Origin of the sequence: Flavobacterium sp. IB48 (assembly GCF_016405855.1) — a bacterium.
GTDB classification, from domain to species: Bacteria; Bacteroidota; Bacteroidia; order Flavobacteriales; family Flavobacteriaceae; genus Flavobacterium; species Flavobacterium ginsengisoli.
Genome location: NZ_JAEFCA010000001.1, coordinates 809,442 through 826,364 on the forward strand (window position 1 = coordinate 809,442; position 16,923 = coordinate 826,364).

Sequence of the window (16,923 nt, forward strand, 5' to 3'; positions counted from 1 at the left end):
AAGATTTGAAAAAAAGTAAATAACATGAATTTTCAATCCAAAAAAATACAGTTCCAAATTCGTTTGGGCAAAAAACTAGCGTTTTTATTTTTCGTTTGCACCTGTACATTTGCAGTAAAAGCACAAGAAATAATGTCGCCAGACAAAAATCTTTCGCTAAAATTTGAATTGAAAGAAGGCGGAATTCCGTCTTATCAATTATCATACAAACAAAAACCGGTTATTAAACCTAGTTCTTTAGGTTTAGAACTTCAAAATATGCCTTCGTTTTTGGATGGTTTTACCGTTACAAATACAGCACAATCTTCTGTCGATGAAAGTTGGAATCCGGTTTTAGGTGAAGAAAAAACAATTCGCAATCATTACAACGAATTGCTTGTCACTTTAGCGCAAGCGAAAAACAATAACAGATTTATCAGAATCCGTTTCCGTTTATTCAATGACGGATTAGGGTTTCGATATGAATTTCCAAAACAAAATGACCTAAATTATTTTGTAATTAAAGAAGAACGTTCCGAATTCAATTTAGCCGGAAATCACAAAATTTTCTGGATTCCAGGAGATTATGACACCAACGAATATGCTTATACTACTTCAAAGATTTCAGAGATTCCTTCGCTGATGAAAAAAGCCACAATCGAAATCAATTCGCAGTGGCCAATTGCAGCATTATCGGTACAAACGCCGTCAATGATGAAGTCTGATGATGGCTTGTACATCAACATTCACGAAGCAGCATTGATTAATTATCCAGCAATGTATCTTGAAGTTGATCCTGTAAACAATAAAATGATTAGTCATTTGGCGCCAGATGCTGTTGGAGCAAAAGGTTATATGCAAACCGATGCACAATCGCCTTGGAGAACTATTGTTGTAAGTGATAAAGCAACAGATATTTTAGCTTCAAAATTAATTCTGAATTTAAATGAACCAACAAGTTACAAAGACGTTTCATGGATTAAACCTGTAAAGTTCATCGGAATTTGGTGGGAATATTTTGTTGCAGGAAGAAGTACGTGGGCTTTTGGAAAAGAAACCAATGTAAAATTAACCGATGATTTTACCAAACTTACTCCAAACGGAAAACATGGAGCCACAACAGAACGTGCAAAAGAATACATTGATTTTGCTGCTCAAAATGGTTTCGATGCAATTCTTATCGAAGGATGGAATATTGGCTGGGAAGACTGGATTAACAACTGGAAAGAAGAAGTTTTTGATTATGTAACAGCTTATCCTGATTTTGATGTAAAAGCGGTTCATGAATATGCCGCTTCAAAAGGAGTGAAAATTATCATGCATCACGAAACGTCGGGATCTGCAACCAATTACGAAAGACGTTTAGATCGTGCTTTTCAGTTTATGAATGACAATGGTTACGATGCTGTAAAAACGGGTTATGTTGGAAAAATTATTCCTCGTGGCGAACATCACGACGGACAATGGATGGTGAATCATTACATTAATGTTGCCAAACGTGCAGCCGATTATAAAATTATGATTGACAGCCACGAAGCAGTTCGTCCGACTGGATTAAACCGTACTTATCCAAACTGGATTGCTCAGGAATCTGCACGCGGTACCGAGTTCGAATCTATGGGAGGTTTAGCACCAGATCACACAACCATTTTACCTTTTACAAGATTAATGGGCGGACCGATGGATTACACTCCGGGAATTTTTCAGACCGATCTTTCGTATTATGGAACAGGAAGTACACAACGCGTAAATACCACTTTAGTAAAACAATTGGCATATTATGTAACTATGTACAGTCCGTTGCAAATGGCTGCTGATATTCCTGGAAATTACGAGCGTTTTCCAGATGCATTTCAGTTCATCAAAGACGTTGCCGTAGATTGGGATAACAGTTATATTCTAGAAGCCGAACCGGGAGATTATATTACAATTGCAAGAAAAGCAAAAGGTAAAAACGAATGGTTTATTGGCGGAATCACAGATGAAAATGCAAGAACAGCAAACATTTCATTTGATTATTTATCTGCAGGAAAAAATTTCGTTGCCACTATTTATGCCGATGCTAAAGAGGCCAATTGGAATCAGAATCCACAAAAATATACGGTTACTAAAGTTATCGTAAACTCAAAAACAAAATTAAAACAGTATTTAGCTCCTGGTGGTGGTGTTGCCATCAGCATTAAAGAAGCGACTGCTACAGAATTAAAAGGATTGAAAAAATTATAACTTAAGATTCTAAGGCTCTGAGCCACTAAGTTTCTAAGCTTTTTGCTACGACTCGAGCGATAGCGAACAGGCGAAGCAATTACACGAATTAATACTATTTAAAAAATTAGTGCAATTCGTGGCAAAAAAACTATGCTCATTTTTGAGCAAAAAAAACTTACTATTTTGAAAACTATTAACCACAAATGTTTGTCGAATTTAAATGCAATGCGAGTGAGAATGAATTTTAGTTAAGAAATGCCGACAAGCATGCAAAAAACTACTATTATGAAAATCAAAATTACCCCAAGATTATTTCATATTACCAAAGCATTAATTTGCTTTCTATTATTATTTGCAAGTTCAGTTTATGCGCAAGATCCTCCGCAATATGGAACACCTTTTGCCGGTGTGCCAGACACGAGAGATGTCAATATGTATCAAGTGCATATACGCCCTTTTAGTGCCAACGGAGACTTAGCTGGAGTAACCGCTAGATTAGACAATATAAAAGCATTGGGCACCAATGTTATTTATCTAATGCCTATTTTCCCACATGGTACCGATTCTCGCAGTTCGGCTTCTCCCTATTGTATCAAAGATTTTAAAGCCGTGGGTTCTGAATATGGATCTTTAGCCGATTTAAGAACTTTGGTTGATGGTGCTCACAGTCGCGGAATGGCTGTAATTCTAGATATTGCCATCAATGGAACTTCTTGGGACAACGTTTGGGTTGCTTCACATCCTGAATATTACAAGAGAACCGGAACCACGATTCAGCAATTAGGAAACTTCTCCGATATTGCAGCGCTTGATCTTAATAGTTCTGCTACACGAGCAGCCATAAAAGATGCCATGCGTTACTGGATTTTTGCTGCCAATATTGACGGTTACCGTTGCGATTATGCGAATAATCCTCCTTTAGATTTTTGGTCTGAAGTGAATTCAAATCTTCGAAGCATAACTTCCCATAATTTATTGATGTTAGCCGAAGGCGATAGACAAGAAAACTTTCAGGTTGGTTTCGACATGAATTATGGAGATAGATGGTTTCATAGCGGTTTATATGATATTGCTAATGGCGGACCTGTTTCTCAAAGAATCCAAGATCAGACTACTTATGAATATGCTAAAGCTACTGGAAATCAGCAAATCGTTAGATATACAGGTAACCATGATACTTATACCAATGATGATGGCGTGAGAAGACCCTTTGTTGTATTTAAAAATCACAACGGAATTGTTGCCAATTTCTTGGTTTCGGCTTATATGAGAGGTGTTCCTTTCCTAATGAGCGGACAAGAAATTGATTATGAACCAAAAACAGATTGGCCTTGGACAAACTTTAAATTTAACTGGTCTCAAAATCCAACTGCTGCAGCCGATTTTGCTAAAATTTTAAACTTTAGAACAACAAGTGCCGCAATCAGACGTGGTGATTTAACAACTTATGCAAATGACGATATCAGTATTTTCACTAAAACATTAGGTTCAGAAAAAGTAATCGTAATGTCGAATTTGAGAAATGCGGCTAAATCATATGTTATTCCAGCAGCTTTGGCAGGAACTTATGTTAATCCTTATAACAATAATGCTTCTGTGACTTTAACTGCAGGTGCTACACGTAATTTTGCTGCTTACGAATATTTAGTTTTAACCAATACAAATGCACCTGTTGTTGCGGTTACAGGAGTTTCTGTTAGTCCAACTACGGTAACTGTTGGTTTAGGATCAACACAGCAATTAAATGCGACAATTGCTCCAGCAAATGCAACCAATCAAAATGTAACTTGGACATCGAGCAATACAGCTGTTGCAACTGTAAATGCTTCTGGTTTAGTTACGGCTGCAGCAGCAGGAACAGCAACAATTACGGTTAAAACAGTTGACGGAAATAAAACAGCAACTTCGGCTATCACTGTTGCTGCAATTCCTGTTTCTTCTGTAGCAGTATCTCCTACCTCAGCAAGTTTGTATGCAGGAAATACACAACAGCTTACAGCGACAATCTCTCCTACAAACGCAACGAACAAAAATATAACTTGGAGTTCAAGCAATACCGCAATTGCAACGGTAAATGCAAGCGGACTTGTAACAGCAGTTGCTGCAGGAACTGCAACGATTACAGCAACGACACAAGACGGAAACAAAACAGCTTCGGCTACAATTACGGTTAATCCGAATACCAATTTTACTGTTTATTTCTACAAACCATCAAATTGGGGAACTGGAATTAAAATCTACTATTGGAATACTTTACCAACAGGAGTTTTAGCAACCGTAAACTGGCCAGGAGTAAACATGACCGATGCTGGAAACGGCTGGTACAGCTATACTTTTACAAATGTAACTTCGACCAATTTAATTTTCAATGACGGAACAAACCAAACAGCAGATTTAAGCAGAGATAAAAACGGATGGTACATGAACAGCGCTTGGTACGATTCTAATCCAGGAACTGGTGTTGCGGTTACAAGTGTTAGTTTAAGTCCAACAACAGCTTCATTAAACGTTGGCGGAACACAGCAATTAACCCCAACAATTCTTCCTGCAAATGCAACTAATAAATCGGTAACCTATAGTTCAAACAATACAGCTGTCGCAACTGTAAATGCTTCTGGTTTAATTACCGCTGTAGCGAATGGAACAGCAACAATTACCGTTGCAACTGTTGACGGAAACAAAACCAGCACTTGTTTGGTATCGGTTACAACAGCTTCAGGAGGAGGAAATTACTACACGATCAAAAACAGATGGACAGGCGCTTATTTATCTGACGCAGGAACAAATACAGGTTACGGAACATCTGTTTCTGGCAACAATTACAAATGGCAAAAAATCGCAATTGATGCCACTTATTTTGTTCTTAAAAACGTAGCAACAGGAGAATTAATGAATATTGAGGGCCAGACAGGAAATGTACAATGTAACATAACCGATACTACTTTCTGGAGCGCGCAATGGTCTAGCGATTACATTGACGGAACTTGGGTTCGTTTAAGAAACAGATGGCAAACCGGAAATATTATTCATATCGAAAACCAAACTGGTGCTGCGCAATACGGAAATTCGCAAGACGGCTGGTACAGCGCTCAATGGCAATTGGAACCAACAACTGTAGGCACATCAAGAATGATTTCAAACGCAGAAGAAGTTTCTGCAACAGAACCAGTAATCGGTATTTACCCAAATCCAGCTACAAACAATGTATTTAATATTTTAATGCCAGAATTAGCAAGTGGAGATACTGCAGAAATTTTCGTTTCTGATTTGAACGGAAGAACTCTTCTAACTGAAAGACTTTCATCTTCAGGGCAAGTAAATCATCATTTATCTTCTGGAATTTATATTGTAAATATTATTTCTAAAGATTTTAATGTGACCAAAAAACTGATTGTTAAATAAGCTGGTTTTAGCTGAAAAATCAAGGCGTATGAAAATTTCATACGCCTTTTTTTATTTTATTTTGCCACAGATTAAAAGGATTTAAATGATTTTTTAATCTTCAAAATCATTTAAATCTGTGGCAAAAAAAGAATTCGTGGAAATTTGTGGAATTCGTGGCGAATCTTTTTTTAAAACGAATAATTCAGAGCAACTCCAAAATCATTCTTTAAATTGATATCATTTTTTATGATTGCAGGTTTAAACGCTAATCTTTCATCTACATTAAATTGAGATAAAGCTGCATCAACATTAGCATCTATAATGTTTAAAACATAAAAACCAATCATAAACAGAGCCGATAAATCTCTGTTTCTCTGATAGCCTTTTTGGGCCGTAATTAATTGGCTTTCGCTTAAACCAGCCAAAAATTCCGAATCACTTTTTTTTCCTTCCAATCTGTTTTTATATTCATCTCTGTACAAATTGTAGCTTTTCTGATTATCAATGTACAAATATGCACTTGTACCTATTGCTCCATAAACTAAAGGAAGTTTCCAATATTTTTTATTGTAGATCTGACCTAAACCTGGTAAAACAGCCGAATAAAATGCAGCCTTTGCAGGACGAAGCGGGTCAATGGTTTCCGATTTTAGAGAATCATTTAAAATGTTTTTATTTTTTCCCTGAGCGAAGATTGTAGTTAATCCTAAGAATAGAAAAAGGAGAATAAATTGGTTCTGCATATAAAGTTGTCTTTGAAAATTTGACTCAAAGAAAACTTTTTAGTTCTAAGATTTTTCTTAAATAAAAGATAAAGAAAGCTTAATTTTTTTATTTGCCACCAATTTCACGAATTCACACGAATTTTTTAAAACAATTATTGCCACAGATTAAAAGGATTTAAATGATTTTTTTAATCTTCATAATCTTTTTAATCTGTGGCAAAAAAATTCGTGTGAATTGGTTCAATTCGTGGCAAACTTTATTTTTACTCCTCAAACAATTCCATCAACTCCAGCGCACGTTTTATCGACTTCACATTTTCAAAAGTCAATAACAAACGTAATCCGTTTACGGTTTGTTTTTCTTTCATTTTGCAGAGATTACTATGCTTTTGAACAAAATTCAAGACATTCCTAAACTTCACCGATTGATAATAATCAGACTGCTGATCCGAGACAAAATAACCGATCATTTTGCCTTGTTTCAGAACTAATTTCTCGATTCCAACTTTTGTTGCAATCCATTTAATTCTGATGCTGTTTAATAAAGCAACAGCAGGTTTTGGCAATGGTCCGAAACGGTCAATTAGTTTTTTCTCAAATTCTTGTAATCCAGCTTCATCTTTTATTGCACCTAATTCGTTATATAAAACCAAACGTTCTGAAACGTTATTAATATATTCGTCTGGGAATAATAATTCGAAATCGGCATCAATTTGAATATCTTTTACATATTCTTTGGTGTCAATATCATTTTCTTCAGGATACAAATCTTTGAATTCGTTTTCCTTCAATTCTTCAATCGCTTCATTCATGATTTTTTGGTACGTATCAAAACCAATTTCATTAATGAAACCGCTTTGTTCTCCACCTAATAAATCTCCTGCTCCACGAATCTCCAAATCTTTCATCGCAATGTTGAAACCGCTTCCTAATTCGCTGAATTGTTCCAAAGCCTGAATACGTTTTCTCGCATCTTCAGTCATCGACGAATATGGTGGACAGATGAAATAACAAAATGCTTTTTTATTGCTTCGGCCAACACGCCCGCGCATTTGATGCAAATCTGACAATCCAAAATTATTGGCATTATTGATGAAAATGGTGTTCGCATTTGGAACGTCCAAACCACTTTCGATGATTGTAGTTGCCACCAAAACATCAAAATCTCCGTTCATGAAACCTAACATCAGTTCTTCGAGTTTCGCGCCGTCCATTTGTCCGTGACCAATTCCGACTCTCGCATTTGGAACCAAACGCTGAATCATTCCGGCCACTTCTTTAATATTTTCGATTCTATTATTGATAAAGAAAACCTGTCCGTTTCTTTGAATTTCATACGAAATCGCATCACGGATAATTTCTTCATTAAAACCAACCACATTCGTTTCAATCGGATATCTATTTGGCGGAGGCGTTGTAATTACCGATAAATCTCGAGCCGCCATTAACGAAAACTGTAAAGTTCTCGGAATTGGCGTTGCTGTCAAAGTCAGCGTATCAACATTCGCAGCAATAGTTTTCAGTTTATCTTTTACGTTAACACCAAACTTTTGTTCCTCATCAACAATCAATAATCCTAAGTCTTTAAAAACTACATTTTTGTTTACTAACTGATGCGTTCCAATAACTATATCCAGTTTTCCTTCGGCTAAATCTTTTAGCGTTTGTGTTTTTTGTTTTGCCGTTCTGAATCGGTTTAAGTAGCCAATTGAAACCGGCATATCTTTTAAACGCTCTGAGAAAGTTCTATAATGTTGGTAAGCCAAAATGGTTGTCGGAACTAAAACGGCAACTTGCTTACTATTATCAACCGCTTTAAAAGCAGCACGAATCGCAACTTCTGTTTTTCCAAAACCAACATCACCGCAGACCAAACGATCCATTGGACGATCACTTTCCATATCGGCTTTTACTTCTGCTGTCGATTTGGTTTGATCTGGCGTATCTTCGTAAATAAATGAACTTTCTAATTCATTTTGAAGATAACTATCCGGCGCAAATTGAAAACCTTTTTCTAAACGACGTTTTGCATACAACTGAATCAAGTTGAACGCAATATGTTTTACACGGGCTTTTGTTTTCTGTTTTAAAACTTTCCAAGCGTTCGATCCTAGTTTATATATTTTCGGAGGCGTTCCGTCTTTTCCGTTGTATTTTGAAATTTTATGAAGCGAGTGAATGCTCACATACACAATATCATTATCGGCATAAACCAATTTAATGGCTTCTTGCGTTTTGCCTTCGACTTGAATTTTCTGCAAGCCGCCGAATTTTCCAATTCCGTGATCGATATGCGTTACATAATCGCCAACCGAAAGTGCAGTTAATTCTTTAAGCGTGATATTCTGTTTTTTCGAATACCCGTTTTTAATATTGAATTTATGATAACGCTCAAAAATCTGGTGATCGGTATAAGCTGTTATTTGATTTTCTTCATCAATAAAACCTTGGTATAAAGGCAATACAATCGTATGATATTGCTTTCTGATATTTTCTGAATTGGCTTCGTCTAAACTTTCAAAAATATCATGAAAACGTTTTGCCTGAGTATCATTCGAACAAAACAGATAATTGACATATCCGTTAAAATGATTGTCGCTTAAATTATTCAGCAATAAATCAAATTGTTTATTGAAAGATGGCTGAGGCTGAATATGAAATTCGAATTTCTTAGTTGTTTTATAAACTGGTCTTGAAGCCAATTCTACAACTGAAAAATCCAAAGATCTTTTTATAAATGACGCCTGATTTAAAAATAATTGTTCTGGCGTAGCATGTTTTATTTCTTTCGACAATTTCTCAAAAGCTTCTTCTGCTCTTGCAAATTGTTTGTCTAATTGACTAAAAAGTCCTTCGGTATTTTGAATGAAAACAACTGTTTTTTCGGCAATATAATCTAAGAAACTCTCACGGTTTTCCTGAAAAAGTTTATTTTCAACATTTGGGATAATCGTGATTTTTTTATGCGTTTCTACAGATAACTGCGTTTCAACATCAAAAGTTCTTATGCTATCTACTTCGTTTCCAAAAAACTCAATTCTGTATGGGTGATCGTTTGAAAAAGAGAATACATCGACAATTCCTCCACGAACCGAAAATTCGCCAGGTTCTGTAATAAAATCTACTCTTTTAAATTCGTATTCGAATAAAACTTCGTTGATAAAATCAATTGAAATTTTATCGTTCAGCGCCACTTTCAGCGTGTTTTTATCAAGTTCTCTTCTCGTAACTACTTTTTCAAAAAGTGCTTCAGGATACGTAACAATTACGGCTGGTTTTTTTCTTGAGTTAATTCGATTTAAAACCTCAGCGCGAAGCAGAACATTGGCATTATCGGTTTCATCAATCTGGTACGGACGGCGAAATGACGCTGGATAAAACAATACATCTTGTTCTCCAATCATTTGCTCGAGATCGTTTAGATAATAAGCCGCTTCTTCTTTGTTGTCTAAAACAATTAGAAAAGGCAATTCTGTTTTCTTGAAAACAGAACGTATAATAAATGAAACAGCAGATCCTAATAATCCGCTGATATTCATTTTTACTTGGTTTCCTTCCAGTAAACTTGATGCAATCTGCTGTGCTTTTGGCAGATTATCGTATGTAGTATATAAGGCGTTTTTACTCAACTTTCTGTATATTATTTTGATCTATTGGCGGAGCAGAACTTGGAATTGCGCGCGTTGTGTCTAACATTTTAAGAAAATCGGCTTCTCCTTCTTCTTTCGGAATCTTAGCTCTCTCAACAATTTTGTCCATTTGTCTTTCTAACGAAATCAGCTCTTTATTGATTTCTTGTATCAAAAACACCACTTTATCATCTGGAATGGTGCTCAAATGAATAAATAAATCCAGCATTTTAATTTTGGTAATCAAAATAGAAATACGGCTTTTAATCTGTGGTTGATTGAATTGAGCCGGAATATTATTGTTTAAAGCCATTGCTTTCTTAGAAATCGCAGTCGATTTTTTCTGAAACGCACCAATGGTTTTTCTAGGCTTTTCTCCAATTTCTTTTATAAACTCGCGCCATTCTGTCCATGAATTCAATTGTGATTCTGAAATTTCATTAATAGGCTCGTCTAGAAAAGTCCAGCCTTTATTTATATTGTTAAAAATAGCTTCTTTCTTTTTTGCCTCTTTTGCATTTTCCGCAAGGCGTTTTTCATTTTCATTTTGGCAAGAAAACAATACAGTTGTCAAAAGCAGAAAAAGAGATATTTTGTATTTCATTTATTAAAATGTTAGGCTGCAAAGTTACGAAGTAAATTTACAATTATGAATTCTGTTTTTATGCTAAAGATTCTATAAATCAAGGTTATTTTTTTCGTCTTTGCTGACGTTAATTAAGACGCTTTTTTCTGTTTTATCCTCTTAAAAAATGAACTTTATTTCAGAAAATAAAAAGGCACAAAGACACACCCCTGTAAAAGTGAATAATCCAACAAAAAAACTTTTAAATTATTGAATTAATAATTTATACTCCAAAAAAACGCATTTGATTACGAAAACGTTATATTTGTCTATCTAAAAATCATGAGAAAATGAATCCAAAAATATTGATCATTGGCGCTTGCGGACAGATCGGAACGGAGCTGACTCAAAAGCTGCGCAAAATATACGGAACAGAAAATGTAATTGCTTCTGACATTCGAAAATTAAATACTGATGTCGTGAATTCGGGACCTTTTGAAGTGGTCAATGCTTTAGATTTTAATCAGATCGAACATTTGGTAGAAGTGCATAAAATTACCGATGTATATCTGATGGCTGCACTTTTATCGGCAACTGCGGAGAAAAATCCAGCTTTTGCTTGGGATTTGAATATGAATTCACTTTTTCATGTTTTGAATTTAGCTAAAGCCAAAAAGATTCAGAAGATTTTCTGGCCTTCAAGCATTGCTGTTTTTGGACCAACAACTCCAAAAGAAAATACGCCTCAATATACCGTAATGGAACCTTCTACGGTTTACGGAATCAGTAAACAAGCAGGTGAAAGATGGTGCGAATATTATCATAATATTTATGGTGTTGATGTTCGCAGTATTCGTTATCCTGGTTTAATTAGCTGGTCTACTCCTCCAGGCGGCGGAACTACAGATTATGCAGTTGATATTTTCTATAAAGCTATTGCTGATAAAAAATACGAGTGCTTTTTGTCATCTGAAACCAAAATGCCAATGATGTACATGGATGATGCAATTGATGCAACAATTAATATTATGAAAGCACCGGTTGAGGAAATCAAAATACATTCTTCGTACAATTTGGCTGCTATGAGTTTTACTCCAACCGAAATTGCTGCAGAAATCAAAAAACATATTCCAGAATTTGAAATTACTTATAATCCAGATTTCCGTCAAAAGATTGCAGACAGCTGGCCGGCAAGCATTGACGATTCTTCTGCTAGAGAAGACTGGGGATGGAATCATAAATTTGATTTAGAAACTATGACAAAAGATATGCTAGATCATTTGGCATAATCTAAAAACGATAAGATTTTAAAAGCGTGTTATTTCAGAATGACACGCTTTTTTTGTGAAATTTATTATAAGAAAAAATATTCAATACATAATTTCTCTACTTTTGATAACGTTAAACATTAATCAAGTTTATTCTAAAATCATCAATCAAATCACAACAAAATCATCAATCAAATGACAAATTCTTATCATCCTGTCGAGCAGAGCAAAAGAACTGCAATTGTCGACATACTTCGGGGCTGGGCCATATTGGGCGTAGCAATTGGAAATTATTTAGATTTCCTGTACATCGGTATAGAGAAAGAAATTAAACATAGTACTTTCTCTGAAATTCTTCTATACATTAACCGCTATTTATTTGCGGCAAAATCTTGGACATTATTAACTCTTTTATTTGGCTTCGGATTTGCCATTTTAATTAATAACGTGGCTTCTAAAGGAAAAAATCCTATCGCTTTTTTTGCTTGGCGAATGTTTTTGCTATTTATTTTAGCATTTATTAATTCTGCTTTTTGGCTGGGCGACATTTTAAAAGATTATGCCTTTTTAGGACTTGTATTATTGCTTTTTTATAGATGTTCTGCCAAAACTTTAGCTATTATTTCTGGTGTAATTGTACTTACAGTTCCTTTTGTAATGGCTTATGTAAATGGTTTTAAAATTGAGCATCCTGTAATTGCATCAAATCCTGAATATCTAAAACTATATCATTCTGGAAATTGGATTGACTTTTTTAGATTTAACTTGTTAGCTTCATTTTACGAGCAAATTATTATTCCTGGTTATGCTATTACTGCCCATTATGTAATGTTGGGTTGTATGCTTTTTGGTTTCTTACTTCAAAAACTAAACTTTTTCAATCGCTTAAGAGAATTAAAAGGACTTTTAAAAAATATCTGTGTTGTTAGTTTTGCATTGGCTGTCATTATCGGAATTGCATTTAATATGATAATAATATACAAAGTAGAATTTCTAAAAATCTTCCACCCGCTTTACTGGCTGGTTTTAAGTACGATGATTTTTATATCAACTGGAATTTGTCTTTTGTATATCAATGGCAAATTAAAAACGGTTTTCAGCTATTTTAGCGCAGGCGGAAAAATGACATTGACCAATTATATGACTCAAAATATATTGGCAGGTATTATTTTCTCTGGAATCGGATTCGGAATTGCAGATTCAATGCCGTATTGGTTTTACTTTTTCCTTGCTATTTCTGTCTTTATAATTCAACTATTCATTAGCAAATGGTGGCTTTCAAAATACAATTATGGACCAATTGAATGGTTATGGAGATCTGCTAGTTACAGAGAATGGGTTCCGTTTAAAAAAGCACAACCAGAGGTTGTTGCAGATATGAAAATGGTATAAAAACTAGAAAACTGGAATAAACTTGATTATAAAAGAAAAGCCCTTAAATTTAGTTTTAAGGGCTTTTTTTATGTCTAAAAGAGAGATTTACTTCACTTCAAAAACGTTATTTGTTTGTTTTACATCAGCCATTAATCCGCTTGGATCGATCGTGATTTTTTTGATTGACGTCTTGTTCTTCTCAATTGTAAAACTATAGTTTTGTTGTGCCCAAGCCCAGTCTTCTAATACTGTTCTTTTTTCGTTCGGGTTTGGATTTGGTTTGATGAAGTTCATCATTCTTAACGGAATATAGAATGTCTCAGATGTTCCGTCTGTATAATCAACTTTTAAATCGATAGGCATTGGCATTCTTCCAATTCTTTCTAAAGAAATTGTTGTTTTTCCTGCATTATCTACCACGTCTTTAATTCCGTAATCAATAGTATTTGTAGTTTGTGTCCAATCAACTAAATACCAATCTAACTCAGCTCCAGAAACTCTTTCTGCTGTTCTTTTGATATCGTTTGGAGTTGGGTGTTTGAATTTAAAATCGTTGAAATATCTTTTTAAAGTTGCATCAACATTCTCTTTTCCGATTACATATTCTAATTGAGAAAGGAAAAGGCTTCCTTTAACATAAGAAGAAATACTGTACGGACGGTTTTCATCATAACGATCTCCGTGAGTAGTTTGTGGCTGTTCTTTTCCAGAATTTACTAAACTGTAATACGCTTTATAATTCCCTACAAAAGGGTTTGCCTCTTTTTTATCTCCTTTTAATTCATTCAAAGCACTATCTTCTATGTACGTTGTAAAACCTTCATCCATCCAAGGATGTTTTGATTCGTTTGAAGCTAAAATATGCTGGAACCAAGAGTGTCCTAATTCGTGCGTTGCAGTTCCTAAAATTCCTTCAAGAGTTCCGTTTCCTAGCATTAAAGTACACATTGCGTACTCCATTCCGCCGTCTCCGCCTTGAATAAATGAGTATTGTTTGTATGGATATGCACCAACTCTTTGGTTGTAATATTCCATTACTTTAACCATTAAAGGCTCTAACTGTTTCCAGTTTGCAGTTGTTTTTTCGTTGTTTTTGTAAAAGAAATGCAAATCTACACCGTTTGGTCCTTTTACAATATCATGATTGTATTCTTTATCTGCAGCCCAAGTAAAATCGTGAACATTTGGCGCGATAAAATGCCAAGTAAGCGTTTTTGCTTTTTTAGGATATGTAACAGTTACACCTTCATCTTGGTAACCATGTCCTATAGAATTTTTGTCTTGTAAATATCCAGAGCCTCCAATTGTGTAGTCTTTATCGATTGTAATTTTTACATCAAAATTACCCCAAACTCCATGAAATTCTCTTGCGATATACGGATCTGCATGCCATCCTTCGAAATCAAATTCGGCTAGTTTTGGATACCATTGTGACATAGAAAGTTCTACTCCTTCAGAATTGTTTCTTCCAGAACGGCGAATTTGAACTGGAACTTGTCCGTCAAAATCTAATGTAAAAGTTGTTTTAGAATTTGGCAAAATTGGTTTAGCCAAAGTTACTTCTAAGATTGTTCCAGAAACTCTAGTTTGAGCTACAGCACCATCTTGTTTGAAGTTTGTAATTTTTAGATAACCTGTTTCGTTTGGTTTTAAAGTTTCAATACGGCTTTGTTTTATTTCTTTTCCGTCGGCTCCTTTAACTTTGTTTACCATTCTTCCGTCTGGATCTTTAATAAAATGAAGGCGTGCATCCATTTCGCTTCCTGGCTGAAAGGCATTTGGATATAAATGATAGAATACTTTTTTCAACGTATCAGGAGAATTATTGGTATATACCAATTCTTGTTTTCCTTTGTACTGATAGTTTTTTACATCCATCGAAACCTCCATTTTATAGTCAGCGTGCTGCTGCCAATATGGAGCGCTTTGTGCAAAAGCCGAGTTAAAGCCTAAGCTTAGGAAAGAAAGTAAAATAATTTTTCGCATGTTTATATGTAATAGAAAATGGAAGAGCGTTAGCCCTTCCATTGGATTAATCGTTTATTATAGTTTATTTTTTAGACATCTTTTCTGCCATTAATAAAGCATTGTAAGCATTTACCATCTTTGCTGTTTTTGATGATTCTACAGAAGAAACGGCCGGTGTTTTTTCGTTAGGATTTTCGCTTTTCCCTAAAACAACCATTGAAGGAAGGGCAACTCCAGAGTCCATTAAAATCTTTTTAACTTGAGCCGCTTTTAATTTTGGATAGTAAGAACGAATTAACGCCGCAACACCTGCTGCATTTGGAGATGCCATTGATGTTCCTTGTAAGTATTTGTATTTATTGTTTGGAACTGTTGCATAAATTTCTTCACCTGGAGCAAAAACGTCTACGTTTATTTTTCCGAAGTTTGAAAATGAAGCTACAACATTTTCTCCGTATGATTTATTAATCGCTCCAATTGTAATTAAATTACTTGCAAATTCTTTTACATTGTCTTTAGAGTCGTTTGGATAATTGATGTTTTTTATTTCGTCAATATTATAACCATCGTTACCTGCAGCATGAACAATTAAAACGTCTTTCTTTTCTGCATATTTAATAGCATCATAAACCCATTCTTTGTGTGGAGAGAAGCTTTTTCCGAAACTTCCGTTAATTACTTTTGCTCCGTTATCTACTGCGTAACGAATGGCTAAAGCAATATCTTTATCGTACTCATCTCCGTCTGGCACGGCTCTAACAGTCAAAATTTCAACGTTATTTGCTACTCCGTCTCCTCCTAAATTATTTCCTCTAATTTGAGCAATAATTCCGGCAACGTGAGTTCCGTGAAGTGCTTTTTCTTTGTCTGGACCAAAAACAACATTATTTCCATAATGGTTGTTTTTAATATCTTCTGGATTATCTCCTACGATTTTTCTTCCGTCGTAATCTTTGTTTAAATTGTATTTTAACTGATCTTCAACTTGCTCGCTGTATTCAGTCAATTCAGATTCTGGATCAAAAGTTGGCCCTGCATTAGTAAAAATCTGAGTCATAATTGCTTTACTTCTTGCCACTTTTGGATCTGTTGAAGTAATTGCGCTTAAATCTTCGAGTTTATAGTCTGATTTATTAAGTTCTTTTTTAATTGTATTATGAACATCAAGTAAAAAATCTGCTTGCTGTTTGTCTTGAAGAGCCTCTTCATACTTTTTAGTATATTCTGCTAAAGCAGCTTTGTATTCTGGAGAACCATCATCGGCTTTTTTTACGATGCGAGTCAATTCTAGATTTTCGTGAACAGCATCTCCAAGAAAATTCCATCCATGAACATCATCGATAAATCCGTTTTTATCATCATCGATTCCGTTTCCTGGAATTTCTTTTTTATTAGTCCAAATCATTCCTTGTAAGTCTTCGTGCTCGATATCTACACCAGAGTCTACGATTCCTACAATTACTTTCTGCCCTTTTTTACCTTGTAATAGTTCAGCATAAGCTCTATCAACGCTCATTCCTGGAATTGAGTCTTTTATCAAATCAAGATGGCTCCATCTTTTTAATTCGTTTTCGCTAAGAGGAGCTTTTTTTACAACTGTTGTAGGTGCTGTAATAAACTCTTTTGAAGTAGAAACCTGCGCTTGAACTGTAGCGCTACATCCTGCTAAAACAAGTAGTGCAAAAGCAGATAATTTAAGAGGTTTTATATGACTCATGTATCTATATTATAAGTAAAGTTAAAAGATGGGTCTAAATTATGCTTTTTTGTTACAAAAAACTAACTGTTAACAATGTGTTATGAAATTTTGACGAAAATTACTC

General features: G+C 34.9%; 9 protein-coding genes. 4 read left to right on the plus strand and 5 right to left on the minus strand.

The annotated features are described in order from the left end of the window. The first annotated feature begins 24 nt into the window (after positions 1-24). Together JC605_RS03550 and JC605_RS03555 are read left to right on the plus strand one after the other, a co-directional pair. A complete protein-coding gene (locus JC605_RS03550) occupies positions 25-2,205 on the plus strand; it encodes a glycoside hydrolase family 97 protein (protein WP_370569048.1) in 2,181 nt (726 codons plus the stop codon). 267 nt (positions 2,206-2,472) lie between these two features. Beyond that, positions 2,473-5,589 carry an Ig-like domain-containing protein gene (locus JC605_RS03555; RefSeq protein ID WP_198854899.1) on the plus strand — a complete coding sequence of 1,039 codons (3,117 nt, stop codon included), beginning with the start codon at positions 2,473-2,475 and terminating at the stop codon, positions 5,587-5,589. A gap of 170 nt (positions 5,590-5,759) precedes the next feature. On the opposite strand, the gene JC605_RS03560 is transcribed toward JC605_RS03555, so the two are convergent. From JC605_RS03560 to JC605_RS03570, 3 genes are all read right to left on the minus strand, one after another. Next, a complete protein-coding gene (locus tag JC605_RS03560) occupies positions 5,760-6,314 on the minus strand; it encodes a DUF5683 domain-containing protein (RefSeq protein WP_198854900.1) in 555 nt (184 codons plus the stop codon). 245 nt (positions 6,315-6,559) lie between these two features. After that, entirely contained in the window at positions 6,560-9,925 is a 3,366-nt protein-coding gene (mfd, locus tag JC605_RS03565) for a transcription-repair coupling factor (protein WP_198854901.1), read from the minus strand. Further along, positions 9,918-10,529 carry a hypothetical protein gene (locus tag JC605_RS03570; RefSeq protein ID WP_198854902.1) on the minus strand — a complete coding sequence of 204 codons (612 nt, stop codon included), beginning with the start codon at positions 10,527-10,529 and terminating at the stop codon, positions 9,918-9,920. The genes mfd and JC605_RS03570 overlap by 8 nt, the downstream gene beginning before the upstream one ends. A 311-nt stretch (positions 10,530-10,840) precedes the next feature. On the opposite strand from JC605_RS03570, the gene JC605_RS03575 reads away from it, so the two are divergent. Next, positions 10,841-11,779, plus strand: coding sequence for an L-threonine 3-dehydrogenase (locus JC605_RS03575; RefSeq protein ID WP_198854903.1), 939 nt, complete (start codon positions 10,841-10,843; stop codon positions 11,777-11,779). Positions 11,780-11,953: 174 nt separating this feature from the next. Further along, positions 11,954-13,150, plus strand: coding sequence for a DUF418 domain-containing protein (locus tag JC605_RS03580; RefSeq protein WP_198854904.1), 1,197 nt, complete (start codon positions 11,954-11,956; stop codon positions 13,148-13,150). An 87-nt stretch (positions 13,151-13,237) separates the two neighbouring features. Here JC605_RS03580 and JC605_RS03585 read toward each other — a convergent pair whose 3' ends face one another. Both JC605_RS03585 and JC605_RS03590 read right to left on the minus strand, forming a co-directional pair. Further along, positions 13,238-15,118 carry a M1 family metallopeptidase gene (locus tag JC605_RS03585; protein ID WP_198854905.1) on the minus strand — a complete coding sequence of 627 codons (1,881 nt, stop codon included), beginning with the start codon at positions 15,116-15,118 and terminating at the stop codon, positions 13,238-13,240. A gap of 64 nt (positions 15,119-15,182) precedes the next feature. Beyond that, entirely contained in the window at positions 15,183-16,817 is a 1,635-nt protein-coding gene (locus tag JC605_RS03590; protein WP_198854906.1) for a S8 family peptidase, read from the minus strand. Between the last annotated feature and the right edge of the window lie 106 nt (positions 16,818-16,923).